General features: G+C 73.6%; 8 protein-coding genes. 2 read left to right on the plus strand and 6 right to left on the minus strand.

Going from position 1 to position 12456, the window contains the following annotated elements:
• Positions 1–10 precede the first annotated feature (10 nt).
• The 5 genes from sucC to QC283_RS05895 all read right to left on the minus strand — a co-directional run bounded on the left by sucC (position 11) and on the right by QC283_RS05895 (position 8234).
• Positions 11–1195 carry an ADP-forming succinate--CoA ligase subunit beta gene (gene sucC / locus QC283_RS05875; protein ID WP_279560270.1) on the minus strand — a complete coding sequence of 395 codons (1185 nt, stop codon included), beginning with the start codon at positions 1193–1195 and terminating at the stop codon, positions 11–13.
• An 855-nt stretch (positions 1196–2050) separates the two neighbouring features.
• On the minus strand, positions 2051–3046 hold the full coding sequence (locus tag QC283_RS05880; protein ID WP_279560271.1) for a hypothetical protein: 996 nt from the start codon (positions 3044–3046) through the stop codon (positions 2051–2053).
• A 170-nt stretch (positions 3047–3216) separates the two neighbouring features.
• Entirely contained in the window at positions 3217–4398 is a 1182-nt protein-coding gene (locus QC283_RS05885; protein WP_279560272.1) for a VWA domain-containing protein, read from the minus strand.
• Entirely contained in the window at positions 4395–7043 is a 2649-nt protein-coding gene (locus QC283_RS05890) for a DUF5682 family protein (protein ID WP_279560273.1), read from the minus strand. Before QC283_RS05890 ends, QC283_RS05885 begins: the two co-directional genes overlap by 4 nt.
• Before the next feature lie 102 nt (positions 7044–7145).
• Positions 7146–8234 carry an ATP-binding protein gene (locus QC283_RS05895; protein WP_279560274.1) on the minus strand — a complete coding sequence of 363 codons (1089 nt, stop codon included), beginning with the start codon at positions 8232–8234 and terminating at the stop codon, positions 7146–7148.
• Between the two features lie 257 nt (positions 8235–8491).
• Here QC283_RS05895 and QC283_RS05900 point away from each other — a divergent pair, with 257 nt between their 5' ends.
• Entirely contained in the window at positions 8492–9847 is a 1356-nt protein-coding gene (locus QC283_RS05900; protein WP_279560275.1) for an SWIM zinc finger family protein, read from the plus strand.
• A gap of 155 nt (positions 9848–10002) precedes the next feature.
• Positions 10003–11643 carry a DUF5691 domain-containing protein gene (locus tag QC283_RS05905; RefSeq protein ID WP_279560276.1) on the plus strand — a complete coding sequence of 547 codons (1641 nt, stop codon included), beginning with the start codon at positions 10003–10005 and terminating at the stop codon, positions 11641–11643.
• A gap of 201 nt (positions 11644–11844) precedes the next feature.
• Here QC283_RS05905 and QC283_RS05910 read toward each other — a convergent pair whose 3' ends face one another.
• Entirely contained in the window at positions 11845–12261 is a 417-nt protein-coding gene (locus QC283_RS05910) for a cobalamin B12-binding domain-containing protein (protein WP_003974171.1), read from the minus strand.
• Between the last annotated feature and the right edge of the window lie 195 nt (positions 12262–12456).

Below are 12456 nucleotides of genomic sequence, written 5' to 3' on the forward strand. Positions count from 1 at the left end.
TCCTGAGTGCTTACTTGGCGGCGGCGTGAGCCAGCTCGGCGGCCTTGTCGGCCGCGCCGTCCATGGTGTCGACGCGCTGGACCAGCGGGTGGTTGGCGTCGGTGAGGATCTTGCGGCCCAGCTCGGCGTTGTTGCCGTCGAGACGGACGACGAGCGGCTTCTCGACCTTCTCGCCGCGGTCCTCCAGGAGCTTCAGCGCCTGGACGATGCCGTTGGCGACCTCGTCGCAGGCGGTGATGCCGCCGAAGACGTTGACGAACACGGAGCGGACGTCCGGGTCGCCGAGGATGATCTCCAGGCCGTTCGCCATGACCTGGGCGGAGGCGCCGCCACCGATGTCCAGGAAGTTGGCGGGCTTCACGTTGCCGTGCGCCTCACCGGCGTACGCGACGACGTCGAGGGTGCTCATGACGAGACCCGCGCCGTTGCCGATGATGCCGACCTCGCCGTCGAGCTTGACGTAGTTGAGGTTCTTCTCCTTGGCGGCGGCCTCGAGCGGGTTGGCCGCAGCCTTGTCGTGGAGCTCCTCGAAGTCGGGGTGACGGAACTCGGCGTTGTCGTCGAGCGACACCTTGCCGTCGAGGGCGATGACATCGCCGGAGACGACCTTGGCCAGCGGGTTGACCTCGACCAGGAGGGCGTCCTCCTTGATGAAGGTGTCCCACAGCTTGACCAGGATGTCGGCGACCTTGTCGGCGACCTCGGCCGGGAACTTCGCGGCCTCGACGATCTCCCGCGCCTTCTCGGGCGTCACGCCGTCGATCGCGTCGATCGGCGTCTTGGCGACGGCCTCCGGACGGGTGGCCGCCACCTCCTCGATCTCCATGCCGCCCTCGACGGAGGCGATGGAGAGGAAGGTGCGGTTGGCACGGTCGAGGAGGAAGGAGACGTAGTACTCCTCGACGATCTCCGGGGCGGTCTCGGCCAGCATCACCTTGTGGACCGTGTGGCCCTTGATGTCCATGCCGAGAATGTCCGTCGCCCGTGCGACGGCCTCGTCCGCGGAGGCGGCCAGCTTCACGCCACCGGCCTTGCCGCGACCACCGACCTTCACCTGCGCCTTGACGACGGACTTGCCGCCCAGACGCTCGGTGATCTCGCGCGCCGCCTCAGGCGTGTCGATGACTTCACCGGCCAGCACCGGTACATCGTGCTTGGCGAAGAGGTCCCTCGCCTGGTACTCGAACAGGTCCACGCGCTTCCGTCCCTATCAGTGATCTCGCGGTTCGTTGGATGCGTGGGCGTGCCGCGAAGGGCAACGTGACGTCCGCTGTGAGTCACAAGGGGGGCGCACACGGTGTCCGAGCGCGCGGCATGTCCGTCTCGCAGGTTATCGCCGCTTGCGGGGGGTCTCTAAATCGTGGGTCACACCTGAGCGGTGATGCCTGTCACATGATGCCGCGCTCACTGGCACGCGGTGCCGGGTGTGAGGGGTGGGCAGGGTCTGGGTGAGGGGGCTCCCGAGGACCGTGGGAGAGGGCTCTCCGAGTGCCGTGGAGGGGCTCCGTGGAACGGGCTCCGCAGGTCATGGAGGGCTCAGTGGACCGTGGGAGGGGCCTCACCGGGCTGGGGTTGGCCCGGTGAGGCCCGTCGGGCTCCCGGAGGCCGCACGGGTGCGGTCCTCCGGGAGCGCGGGCCGGCCGGTCCCCACCCCAATGGGGACCGGCCGGCCCCGACCGCGGGGCTTCGGGCGGACGGGGGCCGACGGATTTCGGCCGTCCGAGGCCTGCCGCCCCGCGGGGTCGGCGCCCGCCGCGGTGGTCGCGGGCATCGCGCGATGGCCACGGCGAGCGGGGAGGTCAGAGGCTGTCAGAACCTTTCGGAAGCTGTCAGGAGGCCGTACGGGGCGCAGCCCGGCGCCGGTGATCCGGCGACCCGGCGACCCGGCGATCCGGCGATCCGGCGATCCGGCGAGGCGACCCGGCGGCGTCCGCCCGGAGGAGTGACCGGACGAGTGACCGGAGGAGTGAGAAGGCGTCCGGACGGCGGGCAGGCCTCTCCGCTCCCGCGCGGCGGGATCGCGTCGTCTGCGTCGGAGGAAGGCCCTGCTCTAGGCGGGAGAGACGGGAATGTCCCGGTACCGGTCCTGGGTCTCGGCCGCGTCGGCGCGCGCCAGGGCGCCGGGCACGAGCCGGAACGGGATCCGGTGGTGCGGGGTGAGCGCGTGCGCGTCCCCCTGCCGCGGCGGCCCCTGGTCGGCACCGGACGCGCTGCCCAACGTGCCGTCGGGATCGCCGGTGGGTGCACGGTGGGCGGGGGCGGGCTCGGTGGGGGCGGGCTCGGTGGGGGCGGGCTCGGCACGGTGGGTGTCGACGTGCGCCGCGGCGGGCGCCACGCGGACGACGTGCTCCACGACTTGCTCCGGCCCGTAGGCGGCCTGCGCCGCGCCCCCGGCTCGGTCCGAGGTCCCGGCGTCGGTGGCCCCGGACGTATCAGGCGTGTCGGAGGTGACAGCCGTGCCGGGATCGTCAGCCGCGCCGGAGGTGTCGGGCACCGTGGCCGGAGGCCCGGGCTGCGGGTCCGTGCCGACCGGCATAGACCGCCCGAGAAGGCCGGACAGGCCAGGCAGATCAGGGGGGCCGGACGGGCCGGACGGGTCAACCGGGTCCGGAAGCGCCGACAACGGTGGCATCGACGACAGCGAGGGCAATGGGGGCGGTGGGGGCGATGGGGACAGCGAGGGCAGCGGCACCTCGGTCTGTGCGACCGCCTCGAACCCGAGCCCCTCGGTCACCGTCTCCACCGTGTCACCGACCACGTCACCTACCGGCCCCAGGGCCCGGCCTTCCACGGAGCGGACGACGTTCTCGGCCGTGACGGCTGGTCCCCGTCCTTCTCGCGGGCCCTCCACCAAAACGTCGACGACCTGGCCGACCGCGTCCCTCGGCGACGGCGGCGCTCCTCCGGCCGCCTGCGCCCGCTCTCCGCAGAGCACCCCGAGCACGAACAACCCGCCCACCAGCAACGCCACGTGCAGCGCACGCCGCCCGGCCGCCGTGCGCATCATGCGCAGAGCGGCACCGGGCAGGGGCGCTGACCAGGTCAAGAGAGGGAGATTCCTCGCGTGCGGCGGAACGGGGAAGCGCATCGATCAACGCATCGACACGCCGCGCGATCCTCGCACGTGAGTCCGGACACTGCGCAAGCCCGGACTCACCGATGGGTAGTCATGTCCGTTTTACTGGCAGGAATCAGGCCGCCTCGATCGACAAATCGTCACCCGGCGTCCGGTACCGGCAGGGGCCGCTTCTCGATCGCCGCCGCCATCACCTCCGGGAAGAGATCGGGCGTGCAGGCGAAGGCCGGCGCGTCCAGCGCGGCGAGCGCCGCCGCGTGCTCCCGGTCGTACGCGGGCGCCCCCTCGTCGGACAGCGCCAGCAGCGTCACGAACTGCACCCCCGCCGCCTTCATCGCCGCGACCCTCTTGAGCATCTCGTCCCGTATGCCTCCCTCGTACAGGTCGCTGATCAGCACGACCACCGTCTCGGTGGGCCGGGTGATCTGCGACTGGCAGTACGCCAGCGCGCGGTTGATGTCCGTGCCGCCGCCGAGCTGTGTACCGAAGAGCACGTCGACCGGGTCGTCGAGCTGGTCGGTGAGGTCGACGACCGACGTGTCGAAGACGACGAGCCGGGTGTCGATCGACCGCATGGACGCCAGCACGGCCCCGAACACGGACGCGTACACGACCGACGCCGCCATCGACCCGGACTGGTCGACGCAGAGGACGACCTCCTTCCTCACGGACCGGGACGCCCGCCCGTATCCGACGAGCCGCTCCGGCACGATCGTCCGGTACTCGGGCAGGTAGTGCTTGAGGTTGGCCGCGATCGTGCGGTTCCAGTCGATGTCGTGGTGGCGGGGCCGGCTGATCCGGGCGCTGCGGTCCAGGGCGCCGGTGAGGGTGGCCCGGGTGCGGGTGGCGAGCCGTTTCTCCAGGTCCTCGACGACCTTGCGCACGACGGCCCGCGCCGTCTCCTTCGTCGTCTCCGGCATCGCCCTGTTGAGAGAGAGCAGGGTGCCGACGAGGTGCACGTCGGCCTCCACGGCCTCGAGCATCTCCGGCTCCAGCAGAAGCGTGGCGAGGCCGAGCCGGTCGATCGCGTCCCGCTGCATGACCTGCACCACGGAGGAGGGGAAGTAGGTCCGGATGTCCCCCAGCCAACGCGCCACGGCCGGCGCCGAGGCTCCGAGCCCGGCCGAACGGTCGCGCCCCGCCCGTGGGGCGTCCCCCTTCCCGTAGAGCGCGGTGAGCGCACCGTCCATCGCGGCGTCCTGTCCGGCGAGCGTGTGGCCGGTGCCGTCGGCCGGGTCGCCGCCGAGCACGAGTCGCCACCGCCGAAGCCGTTCCTGGGCCGTGTCGGCCGCCGTGTCGGCATCCACCGGCTCGGTCGTCATACGTCCACCCCCACGAGGTCGTTGTCGTCAGCGCCCGGCGGTCGGCCGCCCGCGCAGGGCCGGGCGTTTCCGGTGCCCGCGCCGGACGTATCCGCCCCGCCCACTGTGTCGGCCTCCTCCTTGTTCGCGTCCGCCTCCTTGGTCGCGTCCGCCACGACCACTGGGTCCGCCACACCCGCCGAGTCCGCCACTCCCGCCGAGTCCGGCGCGTCCGGCGCGTCCGGCGCGTCCGGCGCGTCCAAGCCCAGCAACAGTCGGATCACCGGCAGCACGGCGTCGGCGCGTGCGGTGTCGAGCCCGGCCGCGAAGCCGGGTATGCCGGCGCCGGCCGTCGTCACACTCCCCCGCCGCTCCGGGCCGCGCCGGACCAGCTCACCGAGGCCGCGCCGCACCCCCGGCTCATAGGCCGAGAAGGTGCGCCGCAGCAGCGGCAGCACGTCCGTGAACGCCTCCGCCGGTACTCCGGTCAGCCAGGCGTCGATCAGGCCGAGCAGCCGCTCGTCGTGGAGGAGGAGCATGCCGCCGCCCGAGCCCCCGCCGACGAAGCCCTCGACCCATGCCGCCGCGTCCGCCGGCGGCGTCCCCGGTGACAGCACCAGGCCCATGAGCCGCGCCGCCTCGTCCGGCACCAGCTCACCGTCGTCCAGCAGGAGCCGTACGGCGCGCCCCCGGACGACGCCGGGCACGGTGTCCCGCGCGGAAAGGGCCCGCAGCACGGCCCGCCAGCGGGACCGCAGGTCGCCGTGGCCGGGCGCGGCGGCGTCACCGAGCATGCCCACCGCCCCGTGTACGGCGTCCACGTGCCGGCGCATCTCCTCGGCCGCGTCCGCGTCCAGTGCGGCGCAGGCCGCGGGCAGACCGACGAAGACCCGCTCGGCGAGGCCCGCGGCGACCTCGGCGAGGGCGCCGGTGTCGGTGCCGCGCACATCGCCGTAGCGCAGGGAACGGACGAGGGCCGGCAGGGCCTGGGCGAGGTGGCCGACGTCCGTGTCGAGTGCGGCTCGGTCGGCGAGTATCCGCATCACCGGGGCGAGCGCGTCCGGCAGTTCGGCCAGCAGGCAGCGTTCGGCGAGCGCGGTGACATCGGCGAGGCCCCGCGCCGTGACGGCGTCGGCCTCGGCCCTGGCGGTCGCGGCGGCGAGCACGGTCGTGCCCCACACTCCGGCCTCGGCGACCCGCACCGACAGCTCCGGTTCCCACCGCAGTCGCCACGTCTCCCGGAACGTGCCCGTGCTGCCCCGCGAGGCGGCCGGCTCACCCCAGCCGACGCCGAGCAGCCGCAGCCGGTGCAGCAGTCTGCTGCGTCCCGCGTCGGTCTCCTTGCGCAGGTCGAGCTCCAGTTCCCGCTCCCGCGCCTCCGGTTTGAGCCGCAGCCGCCGCTGGATCCGGGAGAGGTCCCGCTGCAACGGCACCGCGGGCGCTCCCGGAGGCACCTCGCCCAGCACGTCCCCCACCACCAGCCGGTCGTGCACCAGCGCCAGCGGCACGTCCGAGCCCTCGCACATCACCGCCCGTACGGCGTCCGTCGTCTCACTCAGCCCGGGCAGCGGGCGCCCGCGCATCGCCGCGAGGGTCTCGGCCAGCCGCACCGCCTCGATGACGTGCGCCGAGGAGACGATCCGGTCCTCCTCCCGCAGCAGGCCGGCCACCTTGGTCAGCCAGCGTTCCACCGGCCGGTCCGCCGCTGCGAACAGGTGCCCGTACCAGCCCGGCGACTCGATGCCCGCCCCGTATCCACTGGTCCGGGACAGCCTGCGGTGGGTCCAGGGGACCCAGGTCATGTCCACCTTCGCCCTGGGCAGCCCTTTCAGCAGCGCCCGGTCGGCGGCGACGGTGACCTTGCGGCGGAGCGCCGGCACGTGCCAGGCCCCGCAGACCACGGCGACGCCCTGGGCGAACTCACGTGCCGCCGCCCGTACCTGGAGCCGCATGTACGCCTCCCGCACCAGGTCCCGGTCGTGTCCCCCTTCCTCCTCCGTCTCCCGCAGCGCCCCCATGGCCTCCTCCAGTGCCGTGAACGGCGCGAGCGCGTCCTCGCCTTCCGTGCCCCGGTGCTCGACGACGTCCTCCCACCAGCGCTCGGGATCGTCGTGGCCGGCGGCCTCGGCGAGGGCGGCGAGCGGATCGGCCCGGACGTCGGGGACGGCGGGGACGTCGGGGACGGCGGGGACGTCGGGGACGGCGGCACCGGGCTCGTCCCCCTCGCCCGGGGCGGGCTCCCCCGGCTCCGCCTCCGTCTCCTCCCCCGTACCCTTCGCCGCCTGCCACGCGAGCGTGTGCGTGGCGGGCAGGTCGATGAAGCGGGCCGGCACGTCGTGTTCCAGGGCCCAGCGGACGGCCACCCACTCCGGGGAGAACTCGGCCAGCGGCCAGAACGCCGATCGGCCGGGTTCGTCCACGGCGTGGGCGAGGAGCGCGACCGGCGGCCGCATGTCCTCGTCGGCGGCCAACGGGATCAGGGCGTCGGCCTCCGGCGGGCCTTCGATGAGCACGACCCCCGGCCGGGTGGCCTGTAGCGCGGCCCGGACCGCCCGTGCCGATCCCGGACCGTGGTGGCGTACGCCCAGCAGCCACGGTCCATCCCCGAAGCCACCGGCACCGCTCCCTCCGCTCCCCTCGCTCCCGGTCCTGTCAGCGCCAGTCACACCGTCCCCCTCGCCTACGGGTCCAGGTCGAGTCCTCGTCGTCACCCGTCGAGCCGAGTACCGGAACACCCGTCCCGCGTCGCGTCCGCGTCCCCATGCCCTTCACGCGCTCACCTCCCGGCAGGCCCGGTAGAAGTCCTTCCATCCCTCGCGCTCGCGGACGACCGTCTCCAGGTACTCCTGCCAGATGACGCGGTCGGCGGCCGGGTCGCGGACGACGGCGCCGAGGATGCCCGCGGCCACGTCGCCCGGCCGCAGCACCCCGTCACCGAAGTGGGCGGCCAGTGCGAGACCGTTGGTGACGACGGAGATGGCCTCGGCCGTCGACAGCGTGCCGCTGGGCGACTTCACCTTCGTGCGCCCGTCGCTCGTCAGCCCGTCGCGCAGCTCGCGGAAGACGGTGACGACCCGGCGGATCTCGTCGATGCCGTCGGGCGCCGACGGCAGGTCGAGGGAGCGGCCGATCTGGTCGACGCGGCGCGAGACGATCTCGACCTCGGCCTCGGCGGTCTCCGGCAACGGCAGCACGACGGTGTTGAAGCGGCGGCGCAGGGCGCTGGACAGGTCGTTGACCCCGCGGTCCCGGTCGTTGGCGGTGGCGATCACGTTGAAGCCGCTGACGGCCTGCACCTCCTGCCCCAGCTCCGGTATCGGCAGGGTCTTCTCCGACAGGATCGTGATGAGTGTGTCCTGCACGTCGGCCGGAATGCGGGTCAGTTCCTCCACGCGGGCGGTCATGCCCTCCGCCATGGCCCGCATCACCGGGCTGGAGACGAGGGCGTCCCGGCTGGGGCCGTGGGCGAGGAGCCGCGCGTAGTTCCAGCCGTAGCGGATCGCCTCCTCGGGGGTGCCGGCCGTGCCCTGCACCAGCAGGGTCGAGTCGCCGCTGACGGCCGCGGCGAGGTGTTCGGACACCCAGGTCTTCGCGGTGCCGGGCACGCCGAGCAGGAGCAGGGCGCGGTCGGTGGCGAGCGTGGTGACGGCGACCTCGACGATCCGGCGGGGGCCCACGTATTTCGGGGTGATCACCGTGCCGTCGGGCAGGGTGCCGCCCAGCAGGTAGGTGGCGACGGCCCACGGCGACAGTTTCCAGCGGGTCGGTCGCGGACGGTCGTCCTGCGCGGCGAGCGCGGCCAGTTCGGCCGCGAAGGCGTTCTCGGCGTGCGGACGCAAGACCTCCGCACCGGCCATGGCCCCGCTCCGGTTCGGGTCGACGGACGCCCTTCCCACGGACGCCGCTTCCGCAGACGCCGGTTCAACGGACGCCGGTTCGGCGGGCATCGGTTCGGCGAAAGTCGGTTCTACGGACACAGGCATGGCTGATTCCCCCTCCAGCTCGGCCGGTTCGATCTGTCATCCACGGTGCACTACGCCACTGACAATCGCTCTGACCTGCACAAATGCGCCGTCGTGACCGATTGTCAGTGGCTGGACCTACCTTCGGAGACATGACACAGCAGGGGGTGCGCTGGACCGCGGACCAGGTGCTGGCACTGGCGCCTGACGTCGCGTCACGCAGAGCGGGAAGCAAGCTCGGAGCGGCCGGGCCGTGGTTCGAGGTGGGGAGTTCCGACGAGGGGGCGGTGTGGGGGCTGTGCAAGGGCAGCGGCAGCAAGCCGTACCAGACCGTCGTCGACATAGCGGACGTGTCCGGGCCCGCGTACAAGTGCGGCTGCCCGAGCCGAAAGTTTCCGTGCAAGCACGCGCTCGGGCTGTTGCTGCTGTGGGTCGGCGGCGAGGTAGCGGTACCGGTGGCCGAGCCCCCGGACTGGGCGGAGCAGTGGATCGTCGGACGACGCGAGCGGACGGCGGAGAAGACGGCGGCGGGCGCATCCGGTTCCGCGGCCGGGCCCGGTGATCCGGAGGCGGCGCGACGCCGGGCGGCACAGCGGGCCGAGCGGATCACCGCGGGCGCGACGGAGTTGGAGCAGCGGCTGACGGACCTGCTGCGCGGCGGCCTGGCCGGCGCGGAGCAGGCGGGGTACGGGCTGTGGGAGGAGACTGCGGCCCGCATGGTCGACGCCCAGGCGTCCGGGCTGGCCTCACGGGTGCGGGAGCTGGGGGCCATACCGTCGTCCGGTCCCGGCTGGCCGGTCAGGCTGCTGGAGGAGTGCGCCCTCCTTCACCTTCTGGACCAGGGCTGGCTGCGCCGCGAGCGGCTGCCGGACGGCCTGGCGGCGACGGTCCGTTCACGCGTCGGCCTGCCGGCCTCCGCGGACGGCTCCCCGGTGCGGGACCGCTGGCTCGTTCTCGCCCAGTACGACACCGCGGACGCCCGGCTGACGACGCGTCGCATCTGGCTGTACGGCGAGGAGACCGGCCGCACCGCGCTGCTCCTCTCCTACGGCGCCGCAGGCCGGGCCCCGGAGCCGGCGCTGCCGGTGGGGCTGGCTCTGGAGGCGGAGGTGTCGGCGTATCCGGGGGCCGGTCAGCGGCGAGCTGCTCTGGGCCGGCAGTTCGCGCCGCCCGCGCCAGCGGAGATACGCCCGCGGGGGGTGACGCCGCCCCAGGCGGCCATCGGTTACGGCGAGGCCCTCCGGGACGACCCGTGGCTGGATTCGGTGCCGGTGACCCTGGAGCGGGTCGTCCCGGTACCGGACGGTGACTCCTGGCAGTTGGCGGACGCCGACGGGGACGCGGCGCTGCCGCTCGCCCCTGCGGCCGGCAACCGCCCGGGGCTGTGGCGCCTGGTCGCCCTGTCGGGCGGCGCGCCCGTCAAGGTCTTCGGCGAGTGCGGCCACCGGGGCTTCACCCCACTGACGGCCTGGCCGACCGGGCCTGGTCCGGCGGTGCCGCTGTACTGACCGTCCCATAGAACGCGGCCGGACGACGCGAAAACGGGTGGAACGGAGCCGGATCCAATGCGGCCCGACCAAGCGAAACCGGTCGAAACGAGATCCGACGACCGGACGGACCGGAACCCGACGACACGCAACCAATGGGAAACTGAGGGGGCCTCATGATCACGACACCCGCTTCCGCGGACGCGCCCGTGCCGGGCGTCTGGGAGGAACTCGTCACCTCGGCACTGCTCGGCACGGACCGCCGTACTCCCCCGGGCTGCGAGCCCGGCCCGGGCGCACCGGCGGCGCTGCTGGACGCGGCGGCGGCGGAGACGGTTCGCCGGCGCGCCGGGCTGCGCCCCGCCCGCGCGGCCCGGCGCCCGGAGCCGGCTCCGGAGGATCCCCGTCCGCCGTTGCCGGCCGCGGCGGCCCGACGCCTCACCATGCTGCTCACCGACCGTGCCGGGACGGGGGGCGGCGGCCGCAGGGGTACCGCGCCCGACTTGATGGAGCTGCTGCCCCAGTGGCTGGCGACGGCGAACGCCCGCGGTTACGCGGCTCCGCCCCAGGCGCTGCCGGCCCTGCTGGACGCGGCACGAGGACGTACGGACCTGCGTCCGGCGGCGCTGGCCTTCGCGGGGCCCCGGGCCCTGTGGCTGGCCCGGCTCAATCCGGACTGGCGGTTCGCCCTGCGCGCGACGCCGGGCGGAGGCACCGTACCGTCGAGCCCCGATGCCGCGGAGCGGGTGCGCCGGCTCTGGGAGGAGGGCCTGTTCGCCGAGCGGGTCGCGCTGCTGGCGTCCCTGCGTGCCCGCGATTCCGCGGCCGCGCGCGAGTTGCTCGCCTCGACCTGGGCGACGGAGCGGGCCGAGGACCGGCTGATGTTCCTCGACTCGCTGCGGACGGGACTGGAGCCGGCGGACGAACCGTTCCTGGAGCAGGCGCTGGCCGACCGCAGCCGCAACGTACGGGCGACGGCGGCGGAGTTGCTGTCCGCACTGCCCGGTTCGGCGCTCGCCGCGCGGATGGCGGCGCGGGCCGTGACGTGCGTGTCCCTCGACCGCACCCCGGACCCGCCGGCGATCGCGGTCGAGGCGCCCCACGAGTGCGACGCGGCCATGGAGCGGGACGGCGTCGTCGCCAAGCCACCCTCGGGCCGGGGGGAGCGGTCCTGGTGGTTCGGCCAGTTGGTGGAAGCGGCCCCGCTCGGAGCCTGGTCGGCACGGCTCGGCGGACGCACCCCCGAGGAGATCGTCGCCTTGCCGGTGGCGGACGACTGGCAGGGCGATCTGCACGCGGCGTGGTGCCGGGCGGCGGTACGGCAGCGGAACGGCGCATGGGCGAGGGCGCTGCTCGGGTCGCCCACGGCGCCCGAGGCCGGGGGGCCGGGCGCGGTGTCCCTGGCCGAGCGGGCCAAACTGCTCGGCACCCTGGGATCCGGCGAACGGGCCGAGTGGGTGGCCGGGTTCATCGCTACGCACGGTCTGTCGGAGGCGTTCCAGCTGCTCGGCATGTGCGGGGTGCCGTGGGCCCCGTCGCTCGGACGAGCGGTGGTCGACGCGCTCAACATCGCCCGTGACGCGGGAAGCTATCCGTGGAGCTTCAGCGGCGTCATGGGTCTGGCCGAACGCTGTCTCGACCCCTCGGAGGCGGGCCGGCTAGACGGCCTGCTGGCGATACCGGACGAACCGGAGGACGCGTCGCCGGGAGCCGGGGGGTACTGGGCGGAGGCGTTCCAGCGGCTCGTCAGGACGCTGCGGTTGCGCGCGGCGATGGCCGAAGAACTGGGGGCCGGGATGGAAGGCGCGCGGCACTGAGGCCGGCCTGCGGGCCGCGCGGCGCGGCGCCCCCGTGAGCACCGCCCGCACCCACGACCGCACACGACCGTCCACGACCGCCCGCCACCTCGCGTGTGCGGCCCACCCTCATCCGTGATCAGCTCAGCACCGTCCGTGAGCGGCCCGCCCACTGCCCATGAGCAGCGCCGCCGGGCTCCCCTCAGGCGGAGGAAGGAGTCCTCAGGCCCCCGCGGGCTCCCGCACGTTCGCCCGGACCCAGTCCACGATCGAAGCCGTCGTCGCACCGGGCGTGAAGATCTCCGCGACGCCCTTCTCCTTCAGCGGGGCGATGTCCGCCTCGGGGATGATCCCGCCGCCGAAGACCAGGATGTCCGCCGCGTCCCGCTCCCGGAGCAGTTCGATCACGGCGGCGAAGAGCGTGTTGTGCGCACCGGAGAGGATGGACAGGCCGATCGCGTCGGCGTCCTCCTGGATCGCGGTGTCCACGATCTGCTCGGGTGTCTGGTGGAGCCCGGTGTAGATGACCTCCATACCGGCGTCGCGCAGCGCCCGCGCGATCACCTTGGCCCCGCGATCGTGGCCGTCGAGCCCCGGCTTGGCCACCACCACGCGGATCGGACCGGCTGCCACACCCATCACTGCCTCCATGAAGCGACTACATCCATCCGTACCGACAAGTACCGCACAATTCGCCGACGCCACACACGGGGGCGCACCGCGCCGCACCGCACCGCACCGTCCGACGAGGTGAACGCACGTTATCGCCAGCATCCCGCAAGCGGCAGTTTCGCGGTGGATACAGAGGGGGAAATCACACAGTGGGACACGTTC

It is taken from the genome of Streptomyces sp. DH41 (assembly GCF_029813785.1).
GTDB lineage: Bacteria > Actinomycetota > Actinomycetes > Streptomycetales > Streptomycetaceae > Streptomyces.

Excerpts from the sequence above, each read along its gene's own strand:
- QC283_RS05900 (WP_279560275.1), top strand. The coding sequence starts at position 8,492 with ATGACACAGCAGGGGGTGCGCTGGACCGCGGACCAGGTGCTGGCACTG.
- QC283_RS05910 (WP_003974171.1), bottom strand. The coding sequence starts at position 12,261 with ATGGGTGTGGCAGCCGGTCCGATCCGCGTGGTGGTGGCCAAGCCGGGG.
- QC283_RS05895 (WP_279560274.1), bottom strand. The coding sequence starts at position 8,234 with ATGGCCGGTGCGGAGGTCTTGCGTCCGCACGCCGAGAACGCCTTCGCG.
- QC283_RS05905 (WP_279560276.1), top strand. The coding sequence starts at position 10,003 with ATGATCACGACACCCGCTTCCGCGGACGCGCCCGTGCCGGGCGTCTGG.
- QC283_RS05885 (WP_279560272.1), bottom strand. The coding sequence starts at position 4,398 with ATGACGACCGAGCCGGTGGATGCCGACACGGCGGCCGACACGGCCCAG.